23 protein-coding genes are annotated in these 26912 nt (G+C 70.2%); 10 read left to right on the top strand and 13 right to left on the bottom strand.

Annotated features, from left to right (window positions below; genetic code table 11):
* Positions 1-37: 37 nt before the first annotated feature.
* The gene (locus tag M2283_RS33400; protein WP_280880192.1) at positions 38-1405 is read left to right on the top strand and encodes a hypothetical protein; all 1368 of its coding nucleotides are present in this window, start codon (positions 38-40) and stop codon (positions 1403-1405) included.
* A gap of 44 nt (positions 1406-1449) precedes the next feature.
* On the opposite strand, the gene M2283_RS33395 is transcribed toward M2283_RS33400, so the two are convergent.
* On the bottom strand, positions 1450-2109 hold the full coding sequence (locus tag M2283_RS33395; protein ID WP_280880191.1) for a response regulator transcription factor: 660 nt from the start codon (positions 2107-2109) through the stop codon (positions 1450-1452).
* Positions 2106-3248: a sensor histidine kinase gene (locus M2283_RS33390; protein WP_432423166.1), complete on the bottom strand. Its 1143-nt coding sequence runs from the start codon at positions 3246-3248 to the stop codon at positions 2106-2108. Before M2283_RS33390 ends, M2283_RS33395 begins: the two co-directional genes overlap by 4 nt.
* 155 nt (positions 3249-3403) lie before the next feature.
* Here M2283_RS33390 and M2283_RS33385 point away from each other — a divergent pair, with 155 nt between their 5' ends.
* Genes M2283_RS33385 through M2283_RS33375 form a run of 3 tightly spaced genes read left to right on the top strand, consistent with a single transcriptional unit; the run spans position 3404 to position 6647 of the window.
* A complete protein-coding gene (locus M2283_RS33385) occupies positions 3404-4345 on the top strand; it encodes an ABC transporter ATP-binding protein (RefSeq protein ID WP_280880189.1) in 942 nt (313 codons plus the stop codon).
* Entirely contained in the window at positions 4342-5895 is a 1554-nt protein-coding gene (locus M2283_RS33380; protein WP_280880188.1) for an ABC transporter permease subunit, read from the top strand. The genes M2283_RS33385 and M2283_RS33380 overlap by 4 nt, the downstream gene beginning before the upstream one ends.
* Positions 5892-6647: an ABC transporter permease subunit gene (locus M2283_RS33375; protein ID WP_280880187.1), complete on the top strand. Its 756-nt coding sequence runs from the start codon at positions 5892-5894 to the stop codon at positions 6645-6647. Before M2283_RS33380 ends, M2283_RS33375 begins: the two co-directional genes overlap by 4 nt.
* Here the strand turns inward: M2283_RS33375 and M2283_RS33370 are convergent.
* From M2283_RS33370 to M2283_RS33360, 3 genes are all read right to left on the bottom strand, one after another.
* On the bottom strand, positions 6628-6876 hold the full coding sequence (locus M2283_RS33370; protein WP_280880186.1) for a DUF397 domain-containing protein: 249 nt from the start codon (positions 6874-6876) through the stop codon (positions 6628-6630). The two genes, M2283_RS33375 and M2283_RS33370, sit on opposite strands and share 20 nt — an antisense overlap.
* Positions 6873-7691 (bottom strand): helix-turn-helix domain-containing protein, encoded by an 819-nt coding sequence (locus tag M2283_RS33365; protein ID WP_280880185.1) that lies wholly within the window; start codon positions 7689-7691, stop codon positions 6873-6875. The genes M2283_RS33370 and M2283_RS33365 overlap by 4 nt, the downstream gene beginning before the upstream one ends.
* Positions 7692-7782: 91 nt before the next feature.
* Positions 7783-8391, bottom strand: coding sequence for a YceI family protein (locus M2283_RS33360; RefSeq protein WP_280880184.1), 609 nt, complete (start codon positions 8389-8391; stop codon positions 7783-7785).
* Positions 8392-8549: 158 nt separating this feature from the next.
* On the opposite strand from M2283_RS33360, the gene M2283_RS33355 reads away from it, so the two are divergent.
* The 3 genes from M2283_RS33355 to M2283_RS33345 all read left to right on the top strand — a co-directional run bounded on the left by M2283_RS33355 (position 8550) and on the right by M2283_RS33345 (position 12792).
* Entirely contained in the window at positions 8550-10796 is a 2247-nt protein-coding gene (locus M2283_RS33355; protein ID WP_280880183.1) for a polysaccharide lyase 8 family protein, read from the top strand.
* Positions 10797-10950: 154 nt separating this feature from the next.
* Positions 10951-12540, top strand: a complete 1590-nt coding sequence (locus tag M2283_RS33350) for an acyl-CoA carboxylase subunit beta (RefSeq protein ID WP_280880182.1) — start codon at positions 10951-10953, stop codon at positions 12538-12540.
* Between the two features lie 57 nt (positions 12541-12597).
* Positions 12598-12792 carry an acyl-CoA carboxylase subunit epsilon gene (locus M2283_RS33345; protein ID WP_280880181.1) on the top strand — a complete coding sequence of 65 codons (195 nt, stop codon included), beginning with the start codon at positions 12598-12600 and terminating at the stop codon, positions 12790-12792.
* A 64-nt stretch (positions 12793-12856) separates the two neighbouring features.
* On the opposite strand, the gene M2283_RS33340 is transcribed toward M2283_RS33345, so the two are convergent.
* The 8 genes from M2283_RS33340 to M2283_RS33305 all read right to left on the bottom strand — a co-directional run bounded on the left by M2283_RS33340 (position 12857) and on the right by M2283_RS33305 (position 23614).
* Positions 12857-13438 carry a GTP-binding protein gene (locus M2283_RS33340; protein ID WP_026248371.1) on the bottom strand — a complete coding sequence of 194 codons (582 nt, stop codon included), beginning with the start codon at positions 13436-13438 and terminating at the stop codon, positions 12857-12859.
* Entirely contained in the window at positions 13419-14000 is a 582-nt protein-coding gene (locus tag M2283_RS33335; RefSeq protein ID WP_123997516.1) for a DUF742 domain-containing protein, read from the bottom strand. Before M2283_RS33335 ends, M2283_RS33340 begins: the two co-directional genes overlap by 20 nt.
* A gap of 95 nt (positions 14001-14095) precedes the next feature.
* A complete protein-coding gene (locus tag M2283_RS33330) occupies positions 14096-14509 on the bottom strand; it encodes a roadblock/LC7 domain-containing protein (protein ID WP_005479603.1) in 414 nt (137 codons plus the stop codon).
* A 10-nt stretch (positions 14510-14519) separates the two neighbouring features.
* Positions 14520-17831: a sensor histidine kinase gene (locus tag M2283_RS33325; RefSeq protein WP_280880180.1), complete on the bottom strand. Its 3312-nt coding sequence runs from the start codon at positions 17829-17831 to the stop codon at positions 14520-14522.
* A 391-nt stretch (positions 17832-18222) separates the two neighbouring features.
* A complete protein-coding gene (locus M2283_RS33320) occupies positions 18223-18798 on the bottom strand; it encodes a GTP-binding protein (protein ID WP_015657619.1) in 576 nt (191 codons plus the stop codon).
* Positions 18779-19174 (bottom strand): DUF742 domain-containing protein, encoded by a 396-nt coding sequence (locus M2283_RS33315; RefSeq protein ID WP_016432454.1) that lies wholly within the window; start codon positions 19172-19174, stop codon positions 18779-18781. Before M2283_RS33315 ends, M2283_RS33320 begins: the two co-directional genes overlap by 20 nt.
* Before the next feature lie 111 nt (positions 19175-19285).
* Complete coding sequence (locus M2283_RS33310; RefSeq protein WP_030667329.1) at positions 19286-19699, bottom strand: roadblock/LC7 domain-containing protein; 414 nt, start codon at positions 19697-19699, stop codon at positions 19286-19288.
* Positions 19700-19708: 9 nt separating this feature from the next.
* Entirely contained in the window at positions 19709-23614 is a 3906-nt protein-coding gene (locus tag M2283_RS33305; RefSeq protein WP_280880179.1) for a sensor histidine kinase, read from the bottom strand.
* Between the two features lie 607 nt (positions 23615-24221).
* Between M2283_RS33305 and M2283_RS33300 the strand changes: the two genes are divergently transcribed.
* The 3 genes from M2283_RS33300 (at position 24222) to gltX (ending at position 26807) form a co-directional block, all read left to right on the top strand.
* Positions 24222-24410 carry a hypothetical protein gene (locus M2283_RS33300; RefSeq protein ID WP_280880178.1) on the top strand — a complete coding sequence of 63 codons (189 nt, stop codon included), beginning with the start codon at positions 24222-24224 and terminating at the stop codon, positions 24408-24410.
* A 134-nt stretch (positions 24411-24544) separates the two neighbouring features.
* Positions 24545-25330 (top strand): fumarylacetoacetate hydrolase family protein, encoded by a 786-nt coding sequence (locus M2283_RS33295; protein ID WP_280880177.1) that lies wholly within the window; start codon positions 24545-24547, stop codon positions 25328-25330.
* A complete protein-coding gene (gene gltX, locus M2283_RS33290) occupies positions 25323-26807 on the top strand; it encodes a glutamate--tRNA ligase (protein WP_280880176.1) in 1485 nt (494 codons plus the stop codon). Before M2283_RS33295 ends, gltX begins: the two co-directional genes overlap by 8 nt.
* Positions 26808-26912 lie beyond the last annotated feature (105 nt).

Genomic DNA, 26912 nt, shown 5'->3' with positions numbered 1-26912 from the left:
ACGGCGGGTTCTGGGAGGCTTCGGGTAGCGTCGACGTATGAAGGTCGTCGCACGGACCCGAAGCCTCCCGGGGCTGCTCCTGGCCCTGCTGCTAGCCGCCCTGACAGTCCTGTCGATGGGCCCCGCACCCGCCTCCGCCACCACCACCGCGACCGGCGTCGGCACGATCGCCGACGCCCTGCGCAAGAGCCCCGTCTACGTCGACCCGGCCGCGTCCGCGCAGCTGTCCACCGCCGACGCCGACGCCCTCGCGAAGCGGATCGAGGACGCCGACAAGCCGCTGTTCGTCGCCGTTCTCCCGGCCGGCTTCCCGACCCAGGACCTCTTCCAGAACCTGCGCACCGACACCGGCGTGACGGGCCTGTACGCGATCCGCCTCGGCGACCGCTTCGACGCGAAGGGCGACTCCGCCGTCCTGCCACGCACGGCCGTGACGAACCTGGTCACCAGCGTCAAGGGCGACACCGACGCCAAGTCCCAGCTGACCGACTTCACCGACCGCGCCCTCGCCAACATGGGCGGCTCGGCCCCGGCGAGCTGGGGTTCCTCGTCCGACGACGGCGGGGTGTCGACCGGCGCGCTGATCGGCGTGGGCGCGGTCGTGCTGCTCGGCGGCGGAGGCGCGTACGCCCTCGTCCGCCGCAGCCGGCGCCGCAAGGCCGAGGAGCGGCGGGCCGCCCTGGACCGGCTGCGGGTCGTGGTCGACGAGGACATCACGGCCTTCGGCGAGGAACTGGACCGTCTCGACTTCCACCCCGCGGAGGCGGGCGCCGACGACGCCATGCGCGCGGACTACGAACGCGCGCTGGACGCCTACGAGCAGGCGAAGTCGGCCATGGCGGCCGCCACGAAACCGGAGGACGTACGTCCGGTCACCGAGGCTCTGGAGGACGGCCGCTTCTCGCTCGCCCAGCTCGCCGCCCGCCGCGAGGGCCGCCCGCTGCCCGAGCGCCGGCCGCCCTGCTTCTTCGACCCGCGCCACGGCCCGTCCGCCGCCGACGCCGTGTGGACACCGTCCGGCGGCGCCCCGCGCGAGGTGCCCGTCTGCGCCGCCGACCAGGCCCGCCTGGCCGACGGCCACGACCCGGCGATCCGCGAGGTCGACACCGACTACGGCCGCCGCCCCTACTGGGACGCGGGCCCGGCCTACGGCCCGTGGGCGGGCGGCTACTTCGGCGGCGGCCTGCTCCCCGGCCTCCTCGTCGGCACCCTGCTCGGCAGCATGATGGCCACCCCGTCCTACGCCTCCGACTACGGCACCGGATACGGCGACTTCAACACCGGCGGCTACGGCGGCGGCGACGTCTCCGGCGCCGACTTCGACTCCGGCGACTTCAGCGGCGGCTTCGGCGACGGCGGGGGCGGCGACTTCGGTGGAGGAGGGGACTTCGGCGGCGGCTTCTGACCCGCTCGGGTCCCCGGGCCGTCTCGCCCACCTCTGTTCCGGCGTCAGCCCACCCCCGGCACCACCAGCCCCGTCTCGTACGCCATCACCACCGCCTGTGTGCGGTCGCGCAGCCCGAGCTTGGACAGAATGCGGCTGACGTGGGTCTTCACGGTCTCCTCGCCGACGTGCAGCCGGACGGCGAGTTCGGGGTTGGACAGGCCCTGGGCCAACAGCCGCAGGACGTCGGTCTCGCGAGGTGTGAGGGCGTCAAGTCCGGGGCGCGCGGGGCCGGTTCGGGGACGCTGCCGGGCGAACTCGGCGATCAGCCGCCGGGTGATCGCGGGCGCGAGCAGGGCCTCGCCTGCCGCCACGACCCGCACCGCGTCGAAGAGCCGCTCCGCCGTCACGTCCTTGAGCAGGAACCCGCTCGCCCCCGCGGTCAACGCGTCGTACACGTGCTCGTCCAGGTCGAAGGTGGTCAGCACCAACACACGTGGCGCGTCCGGGCCCTGCAGTTGCGCGGTCGCCCGGATGCCGTCCATGACCGGCATGCGTACGTCCATGAGCACCACGTCGGGCAGCTGCTCCCGGCACACCCGCACCGCCTCGGCGCCGTCGGGAGCCGTACCCACGACCGTGAAGTCGGCCTGGGTGGCGAGGAGTCCGGCGTATCCGACCCGGACGATCTCGTGGTCGTCGGCGACGACGATCCGGATACTCACGCCGGCACCTCCGCCCGCACCGGCAGCCGCGCCTCGACGAGGAAGCCGCCACCGGGAGCGGGCCCCGTACGCAGAGTCCCGCTCACGGTCGCCGCGCGCTCGCGCATGCCGAGCAGGCCATGACCGGGGGAGCCGGGCGCGGGCCCGGGCCCGTTGTCCCGCACGCGCAGCTCCAACTCCGCCTCTCCGTACCGCAGTTCCACGTCCACGGCGGCACCCGGCGCATGCCGGCGGGCGTTGGTCAGCGCCTCCTGGACGATCCGGTACGCGGTGACCTCGACGCCCGGGTCGAGCGCGGCGACCGGCCCGCTGACGATCAGCCGGGTCGCCGCGCCGGCCGCGTCCCGTGACTCGTCGATCAGGTCGAGGAGTTGGCCGAGCCCTGGCTGCGGCGCCCGCTGGACGCCGGTGTCCGCGTCCTCCCGCAGCACGCCGAGCAGCCGCCGCATCTCCGTCAGGGCGGTGCGCGCGGTGTCCCCGATGGCCAGGAAACGGTCCGCGCCCTCCGGCGGCAGCCCGCGCGTGGTGAGCCGGCCGGTCTCCGCCTGCACGGCGATCATCGAGATGTGATGGGCGACGACATCGTGCAACTCCCGTGCGATCCGCGCCCGTTCGCCCCGGGCGGCATGTTCCAGGAGCGTGTCCGCGAACGCCTGCTCGGTCGCGCTGTGCGCGAGCACGGTGCTGCGCACGTGATGCGCGATACCGGTCGCCGCCGCGGCGGACGCGAGAGTGGCCAGCAGGACGGCGACGATCCGGGTGGCGTCCTCGTGACTGAACAGCGCGACGACGACGTACGGCACGACGAGCAGCCCGCCCAGCAGCGGCCACCCCGTCCGCGCCAGGACGTACACGCAGATCAACTGTGCGACGGCGGCACCCGCGGTGAGCGCCTGGAACGGCACGAGCGCGAGCACGCAGGCGGCGCTCACGGCGATCGCGGCCCCGACCCGGCTGCCCCGCCCGCTCCCCAGGACGAAGGAGAGCGGACCCGTCGTGGCGAGCGCGAGCAGCAGCATGACGGCGAGGCTGCTCTGCGGATCACCGCTGCGCACCAGACCCTCGCCCACCGCGAGCACCGTCAGCACGGCGGGCAGCACCCGCTCCGCACCTGCGATCCGCACGCGGACCGCACGCATCCGTGCCGGCACGGCACCGCGCGCCCCTGCTGAGGTCGAAGCCTTCTTACCCACGTCCGCCATTGTCCCGAGCCGCCTCCCGCGCGCATCCCCTACGGGAGGGACCTCCCCGGCGTGACGACACCCCCGCACGGCCGCCCCTAGCCTCCCTCACCATGAGCGACGCAACCATCGAAGTCCGCGGTCTGCGCAAACGGTTCGGCCGGACCCTCGCGGTCGACGGCCTCTCCTTCACCGTCGAGCCCGGCACGGTCACCGGCTTCGTCGGCCCCAACGGCGCCGGGAAGTCCACCACTTTGCGGGCCCTCCTCGGCCTGGACGCCCCCGACGAGGGCCAGGCACTCATCGCCGGCCGCCCCTACCACGCCCTGCGCACACCCCTGTTGGAGGTCGGCGCGCTCCTGGACGCCGCCGCCCTGCACCCCGCCCGCCGGGGCCGCGACCACCTGCGCTGGCTCGCCCACTCCCACGGACTGCCCGTCCGCCGCGTGGACGACGTCCTCGCCCAGGTCGGCCTGGAGTCCGCCGCCCGACGCCGGGCCGGCGGCTACTCCCTCGGCATGCGCCAGCGCCTCGGCATAGCGGCGGCCCTCCTCGGCGACCCGCCGATCCTGCTCCTGGACGAGCCCGTCAACGGCCTCGACCCCGAGGGCATCCAGTGGATCCGCCGCCTGCTGCGCCGCCTGGCCGCCGAGGGCCGCGCCATCCTCGTCTCCAGCCACCTGATGAGCGAACTGGAGGACACCGCCGACCACTTGGTGGTCATCGGCCGGGGCCGCCTGATCGCCGACACCTCGGTCTCCGAGCTGCTGCACGCCGCCTCCGGCGACCGCGTCCGACTGCGCACCGAGGCCCGTACACAGGCGATGGAACTCCTCGCCCGCGAGGGCGGCCGGGTCGCCGTCACCGACCGCGACACCCTCATCGTCACCGGCCTCCCCGCGAGCCGCGTGGTGGAACTCCTGACCGAGGCCCGCGTCCCCTTCGCCGAAGTGGGCGCCCACCGAGCCACCTTGGAGGAGGCGTACATGGAACTCACCCGCGACAAGGCCGAGTTCACGAGCGCCACGGAAACGGCCGACGAGGTGACCCGATGACGACGAGCACGAACACGGAGCCGGAGACCACGCCCACCCCCTACCGCTCCCACCTCCACCCCACCCACGCCGGCTTCCCCCGCCTCCTGCACGCCGAGTGGACCAAGTTCCGTACGGTCCGCGCCTGGCTGCTCGTCCTGGTGGCCGCAGCCGTGGCCACCGTACTGATCACCCAGCTGAGCGCGAGCGGCTCCGTCACCAGCGGGGGACCGGACGCCATCCACGGCCCCGACGGCACGACGGTCACCGACTCCTTCCGCTTCACCCACCGCCCGCTCACCGGCGACGGCAGCGTCACGGCCCGGGTCACCGGCCTGAAGACCGCCGACGACAGAAGCGTGGAGCCCTGGGCGAAGGCCGGGCTCATCGTCAAGTCGAGCCTGCGGCAAGGCTCTTCTTACGCGGCGGTGCTGGCCACCCCGGGCCACGGCGTCCGCATGCAGTGGAACTTCACCCACGACACGGCGGGTTCGGACTCCGCCGTGACGACCGCCCCACGCTGGCTCCGCCTGACGCGGACCGGCGACCGCCTCACCGGCTACGAGTCCGCCGACGGCGCCAACTGGTCGAAGATCGAGGACGTCAGCCTGTCCGGCCTGCCGAAGACCGTCCAGGTGGGCCTGGTCCTGGCCACCCCCGGCCACCAGGACGTGCACCGCTCCTTCGGCGGTTCGAGCCAGTCGTCCGGCGGCGGACGCGCCACCGCCACCTACGACCACCTGACCCTCCGAGGCACCTCGACCACCACCCCCTGGACCAGCACGGACGTCGGCGCCCCCACCCCCAACGCCCCCGCCCCCCACAACGCCCGGCCGGACTCCACCACCACCGTCACCGACGGCACCTACACCCTCACCGGCCAGGGCGACATCGCCCCCGACCAGGGCGGCCCCGACATCGTCCAGATGAGCTTCCAGGGCGTCTTCGTCGGCATCCTGTTCATGATCGCCCTGGGCGCGCTCTTCGTGACCGGCGAATACAAACGGGGCCTGATCCGTACGACGTTCACGGCGACGCCGGCCCGGTTGAAGGTGCTGGCGGCGAAGACGACCGTGATCGGCGCCGTGACCTTCGTGGCGGGCCTCGCGGCCGTCGCCGTCGGCTACACGCTCGCCCAGAGCACCCTGCGCGGCAACGGCTTCGGCCCCCCGGCCTTCCCCGACTACCCCCTGCTGGAGAACCCGGCCCTGCGAGCGGTGCTGGGCAGCGCCGCGCTGCTCTCCCTGGTCGCCGTGCTGGCCCTGGCGGTCGGGGTCGTGCTCCGCAACAGCGCGGGCGCGATCGCCACGGTCGTCATGCTCGTCATCCTCCCGCAGATCCTGTCCTTCGCCTTCCCGCTCCCGGCCGCCCGCTGGCTCCTGCGGGTGACCCCGGCGGCGGCCTTCGCGGTCCAGCAGGGCGTGAAGAAGTACGACTTCACCTCGCACAACTGCCTTCCGGAGGGCGGCTGTTACCCACTGTCCCCCGGCAACGGCCTCACCGTCCTGGCCGCCTACACGGCGGCGGCCCTGCTCCTGGCGGCCTGGACCGTACGCAGGAGGGACGCGTGAGAGCGCACCACGCGCTGCGCCCGCTCCACGCCGAGTGGACGAAACTCCGTACCCTGCCCAGCACTTGGTGGCTGCTCGCGGCCCTGGTCGCCCTCACCCTCGCGGTCGGCGCCGCCGCGATCGCCCCGGTCGCCGCCGATGTGTGCCCGGGCGGCACCTGCGACGAGGACACGGTGAAGCTCAGCCTCACCGGAGTCTGGATGGGACAGGCCGCCTGTCTGATCCTGGGCGTCCTGACGATGGGCGCGGAATACGGCACGGGCACGATCCGCACGACCCTCGCCGCGACGCCAACCCGCTGGCGGGTCCTGGCGTCCAAGGCGACGGTACTGGCCCTGCTGACGGCGGCCGGGGGAGCGCTGGCCGTCCTGGCTTCCATCCTCCTGGCCGACGCACTCCTCCCGGACTACGCCCCCGCCCTGCGCCCCACGCTCGGCTCGGTCCTCTGCCTGACCCTGGTCGCCCTGCTGGGCCTGGCCCTGGCGACCATGCTCCGGGACACGTCAGGGGCGATCACCCTGGGCCTGGGCATCCTCTACGTCGTCCCGCTCCTGGTCACACTCATCCCGTCCCCCACCTGGCAACACCGCCTGGAACGCTGGGCCCCCATGCCGGCGGCCCTCTCCATCCAGTCCACCCGCCACCTCGCCGACCTCCCGATCGCCCCCTGGCCGGGCCTGGGAGTCCTGGCGGCGTACGCGGCAGGCCTGCTGCTCCTCGCGGGCGTCCTGTTCAGGACCCGGGACGCGTGACAGCGAGGAACTCGCTCCAGGTACCGGGGGAGAGGGTGAGAACCGGACCGTCGGGGTTCTTGGAGTCGCGAATGTGGACGGCGGCGGGGTGGGCGGCGAATTCCAGGCAGTCGCCGCCCTCGCTCCCGCTGTAGCTGGACTTGCGCCAAGTGCAGGCGGTCTCCAGGCAGTTGCCGCCCTCGTTGCTGCTGTAGCTCGACTTGAACCATGCCAGCGCTGCGGTGTTCATGACTCTCCTAGCAGTCCGTTCAAGAGGCGCACGCTCTCGTCGGGAGAGAGCGCCTGAGACCGCAGCATTCCATACTTGTAGTGGTATTCGCTGACCTCGTCGGGGTCGTCCACGAGGAAGCTGGCGCGCTGAATCTCCAGGTAGGCGAGACGCTCGTGATCGGGGGTTTCCAGCAGCACCATCGGCCCGTCGAGGCCGGCGTGCGGTGTCCGATCCATGGGCATGATCTGGAAGCTCATGTGGACGGGCTCGGTGTACTCGACGATCTGCTGGAGCTGCTCCCGCATGACGTCCGGCCCGCCCACCGCCCGACGGAGGATGCTCTCCTCCAGGATGAAGTGCCCGACGGGCGGCCGGTCCCGCTGCCAGATCAACTGCCGTTCCATACGGGCGTCGACCCACTGCTCGGCGGTCTCGCTACCGAGTGCCGGATGCCGGAAGTCGAAGCCGGCGCGACAGTACTCCCTGGTCTGCAGGAGTCCAGGAACCACCTGGCTCTGGTAGGAGAGAACACCCACCGCTTCCTGCTCGTGATCCACCAGCCCCTGCGCGAACTGCACGATCCGCTCCCGGACCGGCAGTTTGGACACGAGGACGAACAACACCCCACCCGTGTCGAGGAGTTCATCGAAGTCCTCGGCCTGATCGAGCTGCAGAGCCAACCGCCCCTGCTCGATGGACGCCACCGTGTCGACGGACAGTCTCGCCAGCTCGGCGAACTGCTCCTGCGTCAACCGGGCCCGTTTCCTGAAGTGGGCCAGTACGGCTCCGACCGCCTGCCACGAACCGACCTTCTTGGGCTTCTCCGAGTGCATGAGGGTGCTTTTCCCCCATCGGCACCCGAAACCCCCGTAGCGGAGTCGTAGTAATGGGAACTACGACTCCGCGGACGAGGTCATCGCAGGATCAGGCGTTCTTGATCGCGGAGATGTCGAAGTTGAGCTTGATCTTGTCGGAAACGAGCACGCCGCCGGTCTCCAGCGCCGCGTTCCAGGAGAGGCCCCACTCAGAGCGCAGGATCTCGGCCTTGCCCTCGAAGCCCACACGCTCGTTGCCGAACGGGTCCTTCGCGGCACCGTTGAACTCAAGGTCGATGGTGAGCGGCTTGGTGGTGCCGAGGATCTCCAGGTCACCCGTGATGCGGTAGTCGTCGCCGCCCAGGGACTCGGCGGAGGTCGACCGGAAGGTCATCGTCGGGAACTCTTCGATCTTGAAGAAGTCCGCGCTCTTGAGGTGACCGTCACGGTCCGCGGAACCGGTGTCGATGCTGTCCATCTTGGCGTCGATGGAGGCCGTGGACTTGGCCGGGTCGGAGCCGTCCAGGTGCAGCGTGCCGTTGAAGTCGAGGAATTTGCCCTTGACGTTGGTGACCATGGCGTGGCGGGCCGTGAAACCGAGCGTGGAGTGCGCCGGGTCGATGGTGTACTCGCCGGTCAGCGCGGCAAGCTCGGGGTTGACCGCGGAGGGGGCGGCGGTCTCGGTCTCGGTGCTGTCCTTGCGGCCGAAGATGCCCATGATGTGCTCCTGTGGGGACGATAGGCGGTGATGTTGAATGTTCAACTTTGCCAACACGGAAGACCGTAGACCTATTCCGTTCGGGTTTCAACATCATCCACGCGTATTCATGGAATTACACTCCGTTGGCGGATTCCGGACTTCCGAAGGAGTGCTGCATGGCCAAGAACGGGACCGTTTCCGACCCCTACGACGTGCTCCGCCTGCGTTGGCTCGACTTCGCCCTCGGCACCGGTTACGACCCGGGAGCCGAACCGTACGCCGCCCGTCTCACCGGCACCGGCGAACGGGCCCGTGCCTTCCGCGCGACCATGGCCCCGACCCCGGTCTCCCTGTGGCCGGACCACCCCTTCGATCCGCCGTCCGGCATCACCCAGAGCTACGCCCGCCTGGAGACGATGGCCCGGGCCTACGTCCAGCCGGGCACCGGCTCCACCGCCGACCCGGACCTCCTCGCGGACATCCTGCGCGGCCTCGACCACCTCTCCGCCACGGTCTACCACCCCGGCACCACCCGCTACGGCAACTGGTGGGAGTGGCAGATCGGCAGCCCCCGGCTCCTCCTGGACACCGTGGCGGCCCTGTACGACCACCTCACGGACGTACGAATCACCGCCGCCTGCGCGGCAGTTGACCACTTCATCCCGGACACGATGCTCGCCGACTACTCCGGCACCTCGACCGGCGCCAACCGCGTCGACCTGTGCCGCTCGGTCGCCCTGCGCGGCATCCTGGGCCGCGCGCCCGCCAAGATCGCCCTCGCCCGCGACGCCCTCTCGCCGGTCTTCCCGTACGTCACCCAGGGGGACGGGCTGTACGCCGACGGCTCGTTCGTGCAGCACACCCGCGTCCCGTACTCGGGGACGTACGGACAGGTCATGCTCGACGGCCTGGGGCGCCTCTTCGCGCTGCTCGCCGGGTCCGAGTGGGAGGTCACGGACCCGAACCGGCAGTTCGTCCTCGACAGCGTCGAGCATGCCTACGCGCCCCTGATCCACGACGGGTTGATCATGGACAGCGTCAACGGCCGTGCCATCAGCCGGGGTTACCTCAGGAACGACGAGCTGCACGTCATGCGCAGCGACCACTTCCACGGGCAGGGCGTCATCGCCGCGATCGCCCTGCTGGCCGACGCGGCGAGCCCGGCCGAGCGCGACCGGTGGCACGGCATGATCAAGGGCTGGATCCAACGGGACACGGTCACCCCGATTCTGACGGCGCCTCAGTTCGACGTGGCCGACCTCGCGCGGCTGCACGCGGTCGCCTCCCGGCCGCTCACGCCCGTACCCGAACCCGTGGGCCACCGCCTCTTCCCGGCCATGGACCGGGCCGCACACCGCCGTCCGGGCTTCACCGTGAGCCTCGCGATGGCCAGCGACCGCATCGCGTACTACGAGTGCGGCAACGGCGAGAACCCGCGCGGCTGGCACACCGGCGCCGGAATGCTCTCCTGGTGGCCCGAGGGTGCGAGCGATCAGTACACGGACTGGTTCTGGCCGACGGTCGACTGGTACCGGCTGCCCGGCACCACCGTCTCCACCAAGCGGCTGCCCGACCGCGCCGGCGGCGAGTGGGGCGCCCCCGGACCCGACGTGCGCTGGGTCGGCGGCACGACCGACGGCGAGTACGCGGCCGTCGGCCAGCACTTCAAGGGGCTCGCCTCGACGCTGGAGGCCCGCAAGTCCTGGTTCTGCGTGGCGGACGCGGTGATCTGCCTCGGTACCGGGATCAGCTGCGCGGACGGGGTGCCGGTCGAGACGATCGTGGACAACCGGAACCTGGGGGAGGGTGGGAGCGCGCGGCTGGTCCAGCGGCCGGGCTGGGCGCACCTGACGGGGCACGGCGGCTGGGTGGTCCAGGAGGGCGGGCTGAGGAGCCTGCGCGAGGACCGGACCGGTGCGTGGTCCGACATCAACACCACGAGCACCACCGAGCGGGCCACCCGCCGCTGGCAGACCCTCTGGCTCGACCACGGCACGGACCCGGTCGACGCCCGCTACCACTACCTCCTCATGCCGGGCGCGACCCGCGAGGAGGTCCAGGCCCGCGCCGCCGACCACCACTGGCTGTCGGTCCTGGCCAACGACAGTGTGAGCCAGGCCGTCCACGTCCACTCCCTCGGTCTGACCGCCGCGAACTTCTGGCAGGCGGGCACCGCGGGCCCGCTCACCGCCTCCGCCGGCGCGAGCGTGCTGGTCCGCCGCCGGGGCCGTACCGCTACCCTCTGCGTGAGCGAGCCGCCCCGCACGGGGGAGCCGCTGGAGATCACGTGGGACCACCCGGTAGGCGGGGTCGTGCGGGCCGACGAAACGGTCGACATCCTCGCCACGGGCCGCCGGCTCCGGCTCCGCGTCACTCCGGGGATGGCATGTACCACCCATGAATGTGAGCTGACTCTCAGCTGACGGGTTTGTGTGACCCCTACAAGGCGAGAGCCCCCTGAGCAGTCGGAACGGCTGCATGCCGTCGAGGTTCTGTTCAGTGCTACCAGGAAAACGGGTCGGAGACTGTACGGAGTCGACGTCCCGCTTACCTCGCTCTCCTTCGTAAGGTCGCTACATGACCGTTTTGGATGAGGCTGTATCTCCCGGCGAGCCGACGGACGCGCGCGGGCGGGTGGCCGAGCTGCACGAGATCCGTGCGCAGGCTCTGGCCGGCCCCAGCGAGAAGGCGACCGAGGCGCAGCACGCCAAGGGCAAGCTGACGGCGCGCGAGCGCATCGAGCTGCTCCTGGACCCGGGCACCTTCCAGGAGGTCGAGCAACTGCGCCGGCACCGGGCGACCGGCTTCGGCCTGGAGGCCAAGAAGCCGTACTCGGACGGTGTCATCACCGGCTGGGGCACGGTGGAGGGCCGTACGGTCTTCGTCTACGCCCATGACTTCCGCATCTTCGGCGGCGCGCTGGGCGAGGCCCACGCCACGAAGATCCACAAGATCATGGACATGGCCATCGCGGCCGGCGCCCCGCTGGTGTCGCTCAACGACGGCGCCGGCGCCCGTATCCAGGAGGGCGTCAGCGCCCTGGCCGGCTACGGCGGCATCTTCCAGCGCAACACCAAGGCCTCCGGCGTCATCCCGCAGATCTCGGTGATGCTGGGCCCGTGCGCGGGCGGCGCGGCCTACAGCCCCGCCCTCACCGACTTCGTCTTCATGGTCCGCGAGACCTCGCAGATGTTCATCACGGGGCCGGACGTCGTCAAGGCGGTCACCGGCGAGGAGATCACACAGAACGGCCTGGGCGGCGCCGACGTGCACGCCGAGACCTCCGGCGTCTGTCACTTCGCCTACGACGACGAGGAGACGTGCATCGCCGAGGTGCGCTACCTCCTCTCGCTGCTCCCGCAGAACAACCGCGAGAACCCGCCCCGCGTCGACTCCACGGACGCGGCGGACCGCCGTAGCGACGTCCTGCTCGACCTGGTCCCGGCGGACGGCAACCGTCCCTACGACATGGCCAAGGTCATCGAGGAGATCGTCGACGACGGCGAGTTCCTGGAGGTCCACGAGCGCTGGGCGCGCAACATCATCTGCGCGCTGGCCCGCCTGGACGGCCAGGTCGTCGGCATCGTCGCCAACCAGCCGCAGAGCCTGGCCGGCGTCCTGGACATCGAGGCCAGTGAAAAAGCTGCGCGCTTTGTCCAGATGTGTGACGCTTTCAATATCCCGATCGTCACCTTCCTGGACGTGCCGGGCTTCCTTCCCGGTGTCGACCAGGAGCACGGCGGCATCATCCGCCACGGCGCGAAGCTCCTTTACGCCTACTGCAACGCGACCGTGCCCCGGATCTCGCTGATCCTGCGCAAGGCCTACGGCGGGGCCTACATCGTCATGGACAGCCAGTCCATCGGCGCCGACCTCACCTACGCCTGGCCCACCAACGAGATCGCCGTGATGGGCGCCGAGGGTGCCGCCAACGTCATCTTCCGCAGGCAGATCGCCGAGGCCGAGGACCCCGACGCCATGCGGGCCCGCATGGTCAAGGAGTACAAGTCCGAGCTGATGCACCCGTATTACGCGGCCGAGCGCGGCCTGGTCGACGACGTCATCGACCCCACCGAAACCCGCGAGGTCCTCGTCCGGTCCCTGGCGATGCTTCAGACCAAGCACGCCGACCTGCCGTCCCGCAAGCACGGCAACCCCCCGCAGTAACCCAGCGGACCCTCCGCGCTACCCGTGCGGAAACCTCTCTCACGGAGACTGAGACCTATGACCACGCCTGACATCCGCGTCGAGAAGGGCCACGCCGAGCCCGAGGAAGTCGCCGCCATCACGGCCGTCCTCCTCGCCCGCGCCGCCGCCCAGCCCGCAGACCCGGCCGACAGCGCCCCTCCGAAGCCCAAGGCAGGCTGGCGCCGCCTGGAGCGCGAGGGCGGCTTCAGGGCCCCGCACAGCTGGCACTGAGCGCACTGGACGCGCGCACGAAGAAGGGCCCCTCCTCGCGGAGGGGCCCTTCTTCGTGTCCGGTCTACCGGAGGCGAGCCATCAACGCGTGCTCGACCAACGTGATCAGCGCCGACTTCGCGTCCGCGCGGTGCCGCGCGTCAGTCGTGATGATCGGGGTGTCGGGGCCGATCTGCAGGGCCTCGCGAACCTCGTCCGGGTTGTACGGCTGGTTGCCGTCGAACCCGTTGAGCGCGATCACGAACGGCAGACCGGAGTTCTCGAAGTAGTCGACCGCCGGGAAGCAGTCGGCGAGACGACGCGTGTCCACGAGAACGATCGCACCGATCGCACCGCGCACCAGGTCGTCCCACATGAACCAGAACCGGTCCTGCCCCGGGGTGCCGAACAGGTACAGGATGAGGTCCTGGTCCAGGGTGATGCGCCCGAAGTCCATGGCGACCGTGGTGGTCGTCTTGTCCCCGGTGTGGGTGAGGTCGTCGATGCCCGCGGACGCGGACGTCATCACGGCCTCGGTACGCAGCGGGTTGATCTCCGAGACGGCCCCGACGAACGTGGTCTTGCCCACGCCGAAGCCACCCGCCACCACGATCTTCGCCGAGGTGGTGGAGCGGGAAGGACCGCCGCTAGAGCTTGCGAAGTCCACTGAGCACCCTTTCGAGCAGTGTCACGTCTGGCTGACCGCCGGCGTTCTCGTCGCCGCCGGGCTGATGAATGGCGACCAGGCCCGCCTCCGCCAAGTCGGCGACGAGGATCCTGGCCACGCCGAGAGGGATGGTCAGCAGTGCCGAGATCTCGGCCACCGACTTGATCTCGCGGCACAGATTGCAGATCCGCTGATGCTCGGGCAACTGCCCCTGCATCTGGTGCGGCTGTGCGGTGGTGTGCACCAGCGCCTCGATGGCGAGCTGGTAGCGCGGGCGGGTCCGGCCGCCGGTCATGGCGTACGGACGCACCAGCGGGTTGTTCGCCGCCCCTGCGGGCGACGGCTCGGAGCGTCGCTGCGGCTGCACGGGCTGGATACGCGGCGCCGGCGGCTGGTCGTACGGCGACGGCCCAGGACCCTGGGGCGCGTACGGCTGTTGACGCCGATGGCTGGGCGCGGAGGGGAAGTTGTAACGGTTCGGGTTCTGGGAACCGTCGCCCTGGCCCTGGGCAGGGCCGTACGACCAGTTGCCCGAATTAGAACCGCCTGGGGGTGTTGCCACTTTCTCCTCCTCCGACTGTGCCGGGCACCCGATCCCTGTGGAGCCGCGTCCCGAAACCTTACGGCCCCGGGACGCCAATACGCACCGTCTGACTGTTAGTTGAGCAGGCTGCCTTGGAGCTCCGCACGAAGGTCGGGGGTCAGGACCGTACCGGCCCGGTCGACCAGAAGGGCCATCTCGTACCCAATGAGGCCGATGTCCGCCTCGGGGTGTGCGAGAACCGCGAGCGAGGAACCGTCGGAGACGGACATGATGAAGAGGAATCCCCGCTCCATCTCCACAACTGTCTGATTCACGCTGCCGCCTTCGAAGATGCGCGAGGCACCGGCGGTCAACGAGGTCAGACCGGAGGCGACGGCCGCGAGCTGATCGGCACGGTCGCGGGGAAACCCTTCGGACATCGCCAGAAGGAGTCCGTCGGCGGAGACCACCACCGTGTGGGACACCCCCGGGGTGTTGTCCACGAAGTTGGTGATCAACCAGTTCAGGTTCTGTGCCGCCTGGCTCATCGGGCTCACACTAACGCTCCTGGTTGTAGGTGCTGTCAGAGCCGAAGCCCTGGCCGTTCGTTTCACTGCTGCCCGCCGCGCTGCGCCCGCGCTGGACGCCCCGCCGCAGGTTGCTCAGCCGGCCCCGGACGTCCTCCGGGGCACGGGAGACCTGTGGGCCTCCCTGAGGGGTGCTCTCGGCGGCGCCCTCGACCAGGTTGGCCTTGGGCACCCGCCGCGGCAGACCTGAGGAGGTGACCCCGCCCGCCTTGGGCTTCTTCAGCGTCGAGGCCTGCTGCCAGCGCGCGTCGTTCGCCGAGCGCCAACTGTCGCCGGTGCCGGTGCCGGTGCCGGTGCCGGTGCCGTTGGTGTTTCCGTTGGCATTGCTCTCCGTTGCCGGAGCGGGGGCCGACGCCTCCAGGCTCGCGTGCCGCACACCGTTCGAACCATTCGTTCCGGTGGCCGTGGACCCACGGCGCGGAAGCCCGGCGTCGGTCAGGTCGTGGCCGACGGAGGGAGCCGGTCCCGGACGGTCGAAGCCTACGTGCTCGCGCTCACCCACGTCAGCGGCCTGCGTGGATTCCGCTTCGGGAGCGTACTGGTCGGCATAACCGTTCTGGTAACCGTCCTGCTGCGGCCAGTCGTCCTGGTAGCGGCGCTCTTCGAACGCCGCGAAGGCCGGAGCGGCCCCGGCACGGTCGGCCGGCCGCTCGTCCTGGACGGGTTCCGTATAAGTGGGCTCCGGGTAGCCGCCGCCCGGCGAGAAGGTGTCGTTCTGCGGCAGCCCGCCGTTCGGCGCGTAGTACGGCTCGTCGTACGACGGCTGCTGGTGCTCCTCGTACGGGGCCTGCTGCGGCTCCTCGTACGCCGGACCGACCTCGTAGGCCCCCGGCTGCTCCGGGTAGCCGCCCTGGCCGTTGTCGTACGCGGGCTGCGCGTCGAACGAGTCGGGGTACTGCGAGCCCTCAGCGGACTCCTGACCGGGCTGCTGCCCCGTCTGGGCCTCCAGGGCCGCCCGCCGCTCCTCACGCATCAGAGAGCGGCCTACGGGGTCCAGCTCCCGTATGTCGTCCGGGACCTCCGCGTAGCGGCTGTCGTCGAAGCCGAGTTCGGCCGCCGTGCGCAGCGGGGCGAGGTTGAAGTCCTCGCCGCCGAAGTTCTGCTCCGGGATGATCTGCGAGACCGTGAACTCGTCGCGGTCCAGCTGCTGCTCGCCACCACCACCGTGGGTGATCGCGTCCGGCAGCATGACCAGCGAGGTCGTACCGGCCTGCTCGCCCGAGGGGCGCAGCTGGACGCGGATGCCGTGCCGGTCGGACAGCCGGCCGACCACGAACAGGCCCATGCGCTGGGAGATCGCGGCGTCCACGGTCGGCGGGTTGGCCAGCTTGTGGTTGATGTCCGCGAAGTCCTCGGCGGTGAGGCCGATGCCCTTGTCGTGGATCTCGATCATGATGCGGCCGTCGGGCAGCCGGGTCGCGGTGACGCGGACCTTGGTCTGCGGCGAGGAGAACGTGGTCGCGTTCTCCAGCAGCTCGGCGAGCAGGTGCACGAGGTCGGTGACCGCGCGGCCGTGGATCTCGGCCTCCGGGACGCCCGACAGCTCGACACGCTCGTACTGCTCCACCTCGGAGGAGGCGGCGCGCAGCACGTCGACCAGCGGGACCGGCTGGTCCCAGCGGCGGCCGGGCTCCTCGCCGGCGAGGACCAGGAGGTTCTCGCCGTTGCGGCGCATACGGGTCGCGAGGTGGTCCAGGCGGAAGAGGTTCTCCAGCTGGTCCGGGTCGGCCTCGTTGTTCTCCAGCTCGGTGATCAGGGTCAGTTGGCCCTCGATCAGCGACTGGTTGCGGCGCGAGAGGTTGGTGAAGATCGCGTTGATGTTGCCACGGAGCAGGGCCTGCTCGGAGGCGAGCCGGACCGCCTCGCGGTGGACCTGGTCGAAGGCACGGGCGACCTCGCCGATCTCGTCCTTGGTGGTGATCGGGATCGGGGCGACCCGGGTGTCGACGCGGCCGGGGTCGGTGCGCGAGAGCTGGTCGACCAGCATCGGCAGCCGCTGTTCGGCGATGCCGAAGGCGGCGTTGCGCAGCTGGCGCATGGCGCGGGACATCTGGCGGGCCACCGCGCCGGCCAGGATGAAGGCCAGCAGCAGGGCGACCACGACGGCGGCACCGGTGATCAGCGCGTCCCGCTTGGCGTTGTCGGCGATGTCGGTCGCCTCGCTCACCGCCTTGTCGGCCAGGTCCGACTCGATCTGGCGGTAGGCGTTGTACTTGAGCGTGTTGACCGCCCACCAGTTCTCGGCGGTGGTGCCTTCCTGGGCGAGCGCGGCACGGGCGCTGGGGTCGGTGGTCTGCAGCGTCGCCAGGTCCGTGACCATGTCGGTCGGGTTGGCCGGCGGCGGCACGTAGGTCTCGTTCTTGGCCTTCGCCTCCGCGGCGGCCTTCTGCGCCAGCGCGGCGCCCTCGGTCTTGATCTTGGCCGTGGCGACGTCGAGCTTCTTCGCGTCCGCGGCGGTACCACCACCGACGTACTCCTCGATGGCGATGCCTTCGAGGTAGGCGTACGAGGAGATGGCGACGCGCTGCTTGCCAAGCGAGTCGGCCGACGGGCCCGGGTTGATCAGCAGGTGCATGCCGATCGAGCGCTCAAGGGACAGCGCGGCCTTCGTCAGCGAGATCGCGTAGACGGTACGGCCGTAGCTGGTGATGTTTCCGGTGCCCAGACCGAGCTCGTTGGCGAACTCCATCAGGGGGTGCGCGATGAGGGTGTAGCCCTCTTCGGTCTGCACGCCGGGCAGCTTGTTGGTGTACGCCGCCGCGCGGATCGCCTGCAGCTTGGGCTCCTGGGCCCGGAACAGGCTGAGGCGGCGCAGCAGGCCGGCCTTCTGCGGCATGTTCTGCGCCGCCTCGTCGAAGGCGTCGGCGGCCTTGTCCGTATTGGCGCGTACGGTCTTGACGGTCGCCTTGTCGGTCGCGTTCTGCGACGAGCCCTTCAGGAGCGGGGCCGCGCTGATGTCGCGCTCGTTGTAGAGGGCGTCGCCATAGGTCAGCGAGGCGCGCACCAGACGCGCGGTGTCCGCCGCGTCCTCGGCGTCCTGCCAGGTGTCGATCGAGCTCTTCACCTGGAAGCCGCCCATGACGAGGCCGACCAGCACGGGTATGAGCAGGATCGCGTTCAGTCGCGTCGGCACTCGCCAGTTGCGGGGGGAGAAACGGCCGCCGCTCGATGGAGGCGCGGCCGTTGGCTCCGGGCCAGGCATAGGGGCGGGCGCCGCTCCGCGCGACGGCGGGGTGAAGTTGCCCCGGGCCGACGGCTCGGGACCGTTCTTGCTTCGCCTCACTCGACCAACAACCTTCCGGCGGTCGGCACCAACGGTGTGCCGCAGTGTCTCAGAGCCCAGTTCACCCATGAGTACGCAGTACTACTGAGTACGTCTTTCACTAATGGGCAGTTCAGGCATTCCAGCACGACGACCAGCGCTCTTCCAAACAGCGGAAAGCACGGTTTCCACGTGATGTAAGCCCCAGATAAAACGGTCATAAAGAACGAGCCCCGTCAAAAGACGGGGCTTCCGTGCGCACAGCGACACCGACTGACAACGACGCGTGGCCGTACCACCCGATTCCTCTGCCGAAACGTTATGAACACCGAGGCCGACCGTGTCAAAGGCCACAGTCGGCTCCGGGACATCTACGACAACTGCCGTATGGCATTGCCGACTTGGATGCCGGCTACCGCAGCCGTGCCATGAGAGCGTGCTCGACCAGGGTGATCAGCGCACTCTTGGCATCGGACCGGTGCCGGGCGTCAGTGGTGATGATGGGGGTGTCGGGCCCGATCTGCAAGGCCTCGCGCACCTCCTCGGGAGCGTAGGGCTGGTGCCCGTCGAAGCCGTTGAGGGCGACGACGAACGGCAGACCCGAGTTCTCGAAGTAGTCCACGGCCGGGAAACAGTCGGCCAGGCGCCGGGTGTCCACGAGCACCACGGCGCCGATGGCACCGCGCACCAGGTCGTCCCACATGAACCAGAAACGGTCCTGACCCGGCGTACCGAACAGGTACAGGATCAGGTCCTGGTCGAGCGTGATACGGCCGAAGTCCATGGCCACCGTGGTGGTGGTCTTGTCCCCGGTGTGGGTGAGGTCGTCGATGCCCGCGGACGCGGACGTCATGACGGCCTCCGTGCGCAGCGGGTTGATCTCGGAGACGGCGCCCACGAACGTGGTCTTGCCGACGCCGAAGCCACCCGCCACCACGATCTTCGCGGAGGTGGTTGCCCGCCCTCCGTCAGAGCTTGCGAAGTCCACTGAGCACCCTTTCGAGCAGGGTCACGTCCGGCGCACCGGTCGTCTCGTCCCCACCAGGCTGGTGGATGGCGACGAGCCCGGCCTCGGCCAGGTCCGCGACAAGGATCCGGGCCACGCCCAGCGGCATGGCCAGGAGCGCCGACACCTCCGCGACCGACTTCACCTCACGGCACAGGTGGCAGATGCGCTGGTGCTCCGGGAGCAGCCCCATGAGCGCTGCCGGGTCGGCCGTGGTGCTGATCAGCGCCTCTATCGCGAGCTGATAGCGCGGCCGGGTCCGGCCGCCGGTCATCGCGTAAGGACGTACCAGCGGCTGGTCGCCCTCATCCTCGTACGGCTCCGCGTACGGATCATGAGAGGCGGTGGGCGGGGTCATGAATCCTCCGGGCGGGACAGCAAGTCGGTCAGTCGTGCCGTCTGACGAGGCCGGTGGGGGGATTGTGGCGGCCGGACGGTGATTTGGTGAGACGGGTGGTGCCGGTGCCGATCAGTGGAGCAGACTGCCCTGTAGTTCGGCGCGCAGGTCGGGTGTGAGCACCGCGCCCGCGCGGTCGACCAGGAGCGCCATCTCGTAGCCGACGAGGCCGATGTCGCAGTCGGGGTGTGCGAGCACGGCCAGCGACGAGCCGTCCGAGACGGACATGAGGAAGAGAAAACCGCGTTCCATCTCGACGACCGTCTGCGCCACGTCGCCGCCCTCGAAGATCCGGGAGGCCCCGGCCGTCAACGAGGTGAGCCCGGACGCGACGGCCGCCAACTGGTCGGCACGGTCACGTGGAAAGCCTTCCGACATCGCCAGAAGGAGACCGTCGGCGGAGACGACGACGGTGTGGGACACACCTGGGGTGTTGTCCACGAAGTTGGTGATCAACCAGTTGAGATTCTGTGCCGCCTGGCTCATCTGGCTCAACTAACGCTCCTGCTGGTGAGTGGGGCTCGGGAAGCTGCCGGTCTGGCCGGTGTTGGCCCGACCCTGCGCGATGCCCCGACGGAGATTGGTCAGCCGGCCGCGTACGTCATCAGGCGCACGCGAGACCTGCGGACCGGCTTGGTGCTGTTGCTGCTGAGCCGTGCCCGGGACGAGGTTCGCCCGGGGTACCCGGCGCGGCAGGCCGGAGGTGGTGACGCCGCCCGCGGCCGGCTGCCGTACACGCTCCGCCTGTCGAACGAGGTCGTCGTTCGGAGACGTGCGCCAGGAAGTCGGAGCGGGACGCTGAGGGGGAGCCGCAGGAGCCTGCGGCTGGGGGGCCGGCGCGGAGCCGTTCCCGTTGGTGGTCGGCCGACTGCTCGGCTGGCCGTTCTGCTGGCCGTTCGGGACGACCCCGTTGGAGCCGGTCCCGTTCTGCCCGCCCTGTCCGTTCTGGCCCTGACCGTGGAACCAGTTGGTCTCCAGCGTGTCGTACAGCGGGGTACGACCGTCACCGGGACCGGCCGGCGGAAGTGCCTCGGGCTCCGGACGGGTGGGACGCTGCTGGGGGCGCGGCGGGACCGGCTGACGCGGCGGACCGAAGTCGCCGCCGCCGTTGCCGCTGCCGTTCGCCTGCGGGCGCTCGAACTGCCCGGTACCACCGGGGTTCTGACGGCCCGGCAGGGAGTGCTGACCGGTGGAGCCGTTGTCGTAGCCCGGCACCGCGAACTGCCCGGTGGAACCGGGGTCGTAGGCCTGCGGGCTGGCGAACTGACCCGTGTTGGCGGGGTTGTTCGGGTTGTTGGAGTTGCTCTGGTTGTTCTGTCCGTGGTTCGGGCTGCCGAAGACGTCCGAGCGGACGAACTGACCCGTGTTCTGCGAGCCGTTCGCGCCCTGCTGCGGCGCGTCGAGGTCCGGACGCGGGAACTGGCCGGTGTGCTGCGGCGATTCCGCGCCGGGACGGGCGAACTGGCCCGTCTGCTGCGGGTTGCCGTTGGCACCGAAGTCGGGGCGCGCGAACTCGGAGGTGGAAGCCGGACCCTGCCGCTCGTCGTAGCGGGGGACCGCCGGCATCTCGCTCGTCGCGTCGATCCGCGGCATCCGGGAGGTCTCGTCATGGCCGCGCGGGGTGTCCAGCGAGGCCCGCGGCACCGGCGGCTGAGCGTTCTCGTCGCTCCAGCTCGGCGTGCGGGGCTGCTGCTGGTTGCCGCCCGGCAGCTCGGCCCGCGGACCACCGCGGCCCGGCAGCAGCGGCTGACGACCACGCCGGCCGCCACCACCCTGCCCCTGCTCGGAAGGCGCGTTCCCACGACCGGACTGCGGCGGTACGGCACCACGGGCGCCGCCGAAGCTGTCCTGGCCGAGGCCGTCCTGCCCCGAGACCTGCTGCATGCCCTGCGTCGAGCCCGGTCCCTGACCGGACCCGGCGCCCGCGGGAGCCGGCCGGCCCTGGGGGGCACCGCCCGGAGACTGCGGTCCACGCTGTCCGCCCGGTCCACCCGGACGACCGCTGCCCTGGCCCGCACCGGGCAGCGCGGCCCGCGGACCTTGACCCGCGGCCAGCCGGCCACCGGTGGGGGCACCGGCACCGAGGGCGCCACCGCCCGGCGCACCGGCGCCGAGAGCACCGCCCGCCGGAGCACCGGCACCGGCCTGACGTCGGGCCGCTGCCATACCGGCGGCGGCCTGCGCGGCGGCCGGACCGCCGGCGACGGCGCCCTGACCCGGCTTGCCCTGCGTCTTCTTGCCGCCCTGGGCGACATCGACGGGCAGCATGACCAGCGCGGTCGTACCACCGGAGTCGGACGGGCGCAGCTGGATGCGGATGCCGTGGCGCTGCGACAGGCGGCCGACCACGAACAGACCCATGCGGCGGGAGACGGAGACGTCCACGGTGGGCGGCGAGGCGAGCCGCTCGTTGATCGCCGCGAGGTCCTCGGGGGAGAGGCCGATACCGGTGTCGTGGATCTCGATCAGCACGCGGCCGTCGGGCAGCGCGTGACCGGTGACCTTGACCTTGGTCTGCGGCGAGGAGAAGGAGGTCGCGTTCTCGAGCAGCTCGGCGAGCAGGTGCACGAGGTCGTTGACCACACGGCCGGCCACTTCGGTGGTCGGCACGGAGGCCAGCTCGATGCGCTCGTACTGCTCCACCTCGGAGGCGGCGGCGCGGAGCACGTCGACCAGCGGGACCGGACGGGTCCAGCGGCGGCCGGGCTCTTCACCGGCGAGGACCAGGAGGTTCTCACCGTTACGGCGCATGCGGGTCGCGAGGTGGTCGAGCTTGAAGAGCGAGGAGAGCTGGTCCGGGTCGGCCTCGCGGGACTCCAGTTCGGAGATGAGCGAGAGCTGACGCTGGATGAGGCCCTGGGAACGGCGCGAGAGGTTGGTGAACATCGCGTTGACGTTGCCCCGCAGCATGGCCTGCTCGGAGGCGAGGCGGACCGCCTCGCGGTGCACGTCGTCGAAGGCCGCGGCCACCTGGCCGATCTCGTCCCGGGAGTGCACACCGACCGACTCGACGGAGGTGTCGACGTCCTGCGGGTCCGACTCGGAGAGCTGCTTGACCAGCTCGGGCAGCCGGTCCTGGGCGACCTTGTTGGCCGTTTCCTGGAGGCGGCGCAGCGAGCGGATCATGGAGCGGGCGATGACGAAGGCGCCGACCAGGGAGACACCGAGCACGAGCAGGATCAGCGCACCGGAGATGATCGCCTCGCGCTCGGAGGCGGAGCGCAGCTCGCGGGCCTTCTGCTCCATGTCCTCAAGCAGCGTGTGCTCGATCTTCTTCATCTGGTCGATCTTGGTGGAGCTGTCGTCCACCCAGTCCTGGTAGGACCGCTTCTGCAGGTCGTCGAGGCCGTCGGTGCTGGCCAGCGCGCGGCCCGCGTAGGTGTCGGTGGCCTTGATCGTGGCGTTGTTCTCCTCGATGGGCTTGAGGAGGTTGGCCGCGGACTCGGTGCCGTAGATGCTCTTGAAGCTGCGCAGTTCGGAGGTCTGGCTCTGCAGGGCCGACTGGGCGTAGAGCCGGTCGTTGTCCGACAGGTCACCGAAGGTGTTGTTGGTCACCGGCAGCGCGGCCGCCAGGACCGCGCGCTGCATCGACGCGTACTCCTTGGCGGAGGAGAACGACGCCAGGGCGCGCGTGCGCTGGATCATCTCGGGGTTGCTCGTGGCCTCGGCCATGTCCTGGGAGAGGTCGAGCAGGTGCGTGATGAGGCGGTGGTAGGCCTCCACCGTCTGCGTGGAGTTGCCCTTGGCCTCGTAGGCGGTGGAGCGGATCTTCGCCAGCTGGTCGAGGTCGCTGACCACACCGACCAGGCTCTCGCGGACGCCCTGGAGGTTGCCGTCCTTGCTGGAGGTGTCGATCTCCTCGGCCGCGTCCACGAAGTTCTGGACGGCCCGGTCCGACTTCTCCCGGTACCCCTTGACCGTGTACGCGCTCGCCTTGGAGCCGTGCGCCAGCGGACCGGCGGACTGGTCGCGCTCCTCCTGGAGCGCGGCGGCCAGCTCGGTCGCCTGCTTGGTCATGTCCGTCAGCAGCTTCATGTTGTCCAGCTGCTGGATGTCGTCCATGTTGTCGCTGATGCGCAGGGCGCCCAGCGAGGTGGCCGCGACCACGGGCAGCGCGAGCAGCGACACCAGGCGGGTGGAGATTCGCCAGTTGCGCAGCGCTACACGCGGTCCGGGGCCACTCGGGCTCTTGGGCGGTTTGACCGGGGGAGCGGGCGTGCCCGCCGGCCCTCCGGTTGTCGACGCACCAGGGCGCCCGGCGCGATCTCCGCCGTCACTGGACGGGGCCGGGCCCGGGTTCTGGGCGTGCTGGGGCGAGGAGCTGCCAGCCTTGGGGCCAGCCCCGCCGTGCGGCTCCGGCTCCGCCGAAGCACTGCCATCCCTCTTGAAACGTCCCTGCACTAGCGTCGCAACCTCTGGACCAGGCACCCCTCCGGGTAAACGGAAGGACACGGTGTCGGCGTCTTGGGGAGCGCCCTGAACGCGCCCCCCAATGTTTGGTCGTGAGTGACCGGCGCTGGTTCCCCCTCTCGCCGCCACTGGCGCTGCGTTCACGCCCCCTGTGCGCCGGCTCGATCCTGCGGCGGTCCGTGGAATTCCAGCACAGTGCCGGATCTCCAACAAGGCCCGTGGGCCATGCCGTGACCTACGTGACAGCATGTGAGTGGCGAGTCACCGGACGTAGAAAGGGATCTCCCGCATATCGGACTTATGTCCGCGAGTCGACCACGTTAGGGGGGTGTCCCAGTCGCCATGATCAGGAGCGGAATGATGCCTTCAGGTGCCCAATGTCCCTTTCGTCAGGGTCGGTTGCGGGCCTGAATTGACCGGTTTGCCCATGGGTCCGTGAGCAAACTCACACGGGGATCCGGGGGTCCTGGTGTCTTCGGAGGGGAATTGCATGTTTAGCCTGACGCTTTACAAGACGTAACACTTTGACAACTGCGCCCGCCAGAAGCCGTATTGGGCCTGGTCCGGGCGCCCGGACACGACAAGGTCACGTACAACGGTGAAGACGACGATGATGTTCCGCACGATAGCCAACCCGCGGCGCACGACGCTGGTGGACCTCGACGACGCCGGCGAACTGCAGACCCTGGAGCAGCCGGAACACTCCGTCGAACTCCCCGCCCACACCGCCAACCCCCGGCGCACCATCCTCATGGAGCTGCCCGAGACGGCCTCCGTCGCGCAGTAGTACGCGGCGCGGGGGCGGGCGATTCAGAAGTGCACGGTCGGCCGCGCGCCGTAATGCGCGCGGCCCGGCCTCCTTCACCGCGTTAGCCTGGAGCGTCAGACTCCAGCCGGCTCAGTGAGGGGCGCCAGGATCCCGTGCGCATCGCCAGATTCTCCATCGACGGGAACGTCGCCTTCGGCGCGGTAGAGGGCGACAAGCCGGACGAGCTCGTCCTCGACATCATCAAGGGCATCCCGTTCACGGACTTCCAGCTCTCCGGTACGAAGGTGCCGCTCAGCAAGGTCCGGCTGCTGCCGCCGGTGCTCCCCAGCAAGGTCGTGGCCTTCGGCCGCAACTACGCGGAGCACGCGCGCGAACTGGGCAACGAGGTACCGGACGCCCCCTTCGCCTTCTTCAAGCCCTCCACCTCGGTGGTCGGCTCCGGCGACGAGATCCAGTACCCGCCCTTCTCCGAGGAACTCCACCACGAGGCCGAACTGGCCGTGGTCATCGGCCGGTTGTGCCGTGAGGTCCCGCGCGAGCGCGTCCAGGACGTGATCTTCGGCTACACCTGCGCGAACGACGTCACCGCGCGCGACGTCCAGAAGCGTGAGAAGCAGTGGGCCAGGGCCAAGGGCTTCGACACCTCCTGCCCGCTCGGCCCCTGGGTGGAGACGGACCTGGACCTCGCGACGGCATCCGACCTGACCGTCCAGCTCACGGTCAACGGCGCCCAGCGCCAACTCGGCCGCACCAGCGAGATGATCCACTCGATCGAGGATCTGATCGTCAACATCACCGAGGCCATGACGCTGCTCCCCGGCGACGTGATCCTCACGGGCACCCCGGCAGGCGTCGGACCGCTCACCGTCGGCGACGAGGTCGCCGTCACCATCGAAGGCATCGGCACTCTCACCAACAAGGTTGTCAAGCGTGGCTAGCGCATCCGCCCCAGCAGTCCGTGTCCGTTTCTGCCCCTCGCCGACCGGCAACCCCCACGTGGGCCTGGTCCGCACCGCCCTGTTCAACTGGGCGTTCGCCCGGCACCACCAGGGCACGCTGGTCTTCCGCATCGAGGACACCGACGCGGCCCGCGACTCCGAGGAGTCCTACGGCCAACTCCTCGACGCGATGCGCTGGTTGGGCTTCGACTGGGACGAGGGCCCCGAGGTCGGCGGCCCGCACGCGCCGTACCGCCAGTCGCAGCGGATGGACATCTACAAGGACGTCGCGCAGAAGCTCCAGGACGCCGGCCGCGCGTACCACTGCTACTGCTCCACCGAGGAGCTGGACGCCCGCCGCGAGGCCGCCCGCGCGGCCGGCAAGCCCTCCGGCTACGACGGCCACTGCCGCGATCTGACCGACGAGCAGAAGGCCGCGTACGTGGCCGAGGGCCGCACGCCCATCGTCCGCTTCCGCATGCCCGACGAGACGATCACCTTCACGGACCTGGTCCGCGGCGAGCTGACGTTCACCCCGGAGAACGTTCCGGACTACGGGATCGTACGAGCCAACGGCGCCCCGCTGTACACGCTCGTCAACCCGGTCGACGACGCCCTGATGGAGATCACCCACGTCCTGCGCGGCGAGGACCTGCTCTCCTCCACCCCGCGCCAGATCGCGCTCTACAAGGCGCTGATCGACCTGGGCATCGCGGAGCGGATCCCCTCCTTCGGGCACCTGCCGTACGTGATGGGCGAGGGCAACAAGAAGCTCTCCAAGCGCGACCCCGAGTCGTCCCTCAACCTCTACCGCGAGCGTGGCTTCCTGCCCGAGGGACTGCTCAACTACCTTTCCCTGCTGGGCTGGTCGCTCTCGGCGGACCGGGACGTCTTCGCGATGGACGAGATGGTCGCGGCCTTCGACATCTCCGATGTGAACCCCAACCCGGCGCGCTTCGACCTGAAGAAGTGCGAGGCGATCAACGCCGACCACATCCGCCTGCTCGACGTGAAGGACTTCACAGAGCGCTGCGCCCCGTGGCTGCGGGCCCCCTTCGCCCCCTGGGCGCCGGAGGACTTCGACGAGGCCAAGTGGCAGGCGGTCGCCCCGCACGCGCAGACCCGCCTCAAGGTCCTCTCGGAGATCACGGACAACGTCGACTTCCTGTTCCTGGCCGAGCCGGTCGAGGACGAGGCGTCCTGGACGAAGGCGATGAAGGAGGGCTCCGACGCCCTTCTCCGTACGGCCCGCGAGAAGTTGGAGTCCGCGGACTGGACCTCGCCCGAGTCCCTCAAGGAGGCCGTCCTGGCCGCCGGCGAGGCCCACGGCCTCAAGCTCGGCAAGGCCCAGGCCCCGGTCCGCGTCGCCGTCACCGGCCGCACGATCGGCCTGCCCCTCTTCGAGTCCCTGGAGATCCTGGGCAAGGAGAAGACGCTGACCCGCATCGACGCGGCCCTGGCGAAGCTGGCCGCGTAACGCACGCACGCGTGAAGGGCGGCGGCCGATACGGCCGCCGCCCTTCCGCTTTTCTCCATGTCCGAGTGGGCCGACCGACGTGTCGTGTTCATGGTTGATTCAGAT

The sequence above is a fragment of the Streptomyces pseudovenezuelae genome, from assembly GCF_029892565.1.
GTDB classification, from domain to species: domain Bacteria; phylum Actinomycetota; class Actinomycetes; order Streptomycetales; family Streptomycetaceae; genus Streptomyces; species Streptomyces pseudovenezuelae_A.
This window is presented reverse-complemented; position numbering and strand designations above follow the sequence as displayed.

Bases quoted from the DNA above. Each gene is read 5' to 3' on its own strand.
- M2283_RS33400 (WP_280880192.1), top strand. From the start codon at position 38: ATGAAGGTCGTCGCACGGACCCGAAGCCTCCCGGGGCTGCTCCTGGCC.
- M2283_RS33390 (WP_432423166.1), bottom strand. From the start codon at position 3,248: ATGCGTGCGGTCCGCGTGCGGATCGCAGGTGCGGAGCGGGTGCTGCCC.
- M2283_RS33385 (WP_280880189.1), top strand. From the start codon at position 3,404: ATGAGCGACGCAACCATCGAAGTCCGCGGTCTGCGCAAACGGTTCGGC.
- M2283_RS33380 (WP_280880188.1), top strand. From the start codon at position 4,342: ATGACGACGAGCACGAACACGGAGCCGGAGACCACGCCCACCCCCTAC.
- M2283_RS33370 (WP_280880186.1), bottom strand. From the start codon at position 6,876: ATGAACACCGCAGCGCTGGCATGGTTCAAGTCGAGCTACAGCAGCAAC.
- M2283_RS33365 (WP_280880185.1), bottom strand. From the start codon at position 7,691: ATGCACTCGGAGAAGCCCAAGAAGGTCGGTTCGTGGCAGGCGGTCGGA.
- M2283_RS33360 (WP_280880184.1), bottom strand. From the start codon at position 8,391: ATGGGCATCTTCGGCCGCAAGGACAGCACCGAGACCGAGACCGCCGCC.
- M2283_RS33355 (WP_280880183.1), top strand. From the start codon at position 8,550: ATGGCCAAGAACGGGACCGTTTCCGACCCCTACGACGTGCTCCGCCTG.
- M2283_RS33350 (WP_280880182.1), top strand. From the start codon at position 10,951: ATGACCGTTTTGGATGAGGCTGTATCTCCCGGCGAGCCGACGGACGCG.
- M2283_RS33345 (WP_280880181.1), top strand. From the start codon at position 12,598: ATGACCACGCCTGACATCCGCGTCGAGAAGGGCCACGCCGAGCCCGAG.
- M2283_RS33330 (WP_005479603.1), bottom strand. From the start codon at position 14,509: ATGAGCCAGGCGGCACAGAACCTGAACTGGTTGATCACCAACTTCGTG.
- M2283_RS33315 (WP_016432454.1), bottom strand. From the start codon at position 19,174: ATGACCCCGCCCACCGCCTCTCATGATCCGTACGCGGAGCCGTACGAG.
- M2283_RS33310 (WP_030667329.1), bottom strand. From the start codon at position 19,699: ATGAGCCAGGCGGCACAGAATCTCAACTGGTTGATCACCAACTTCGTG.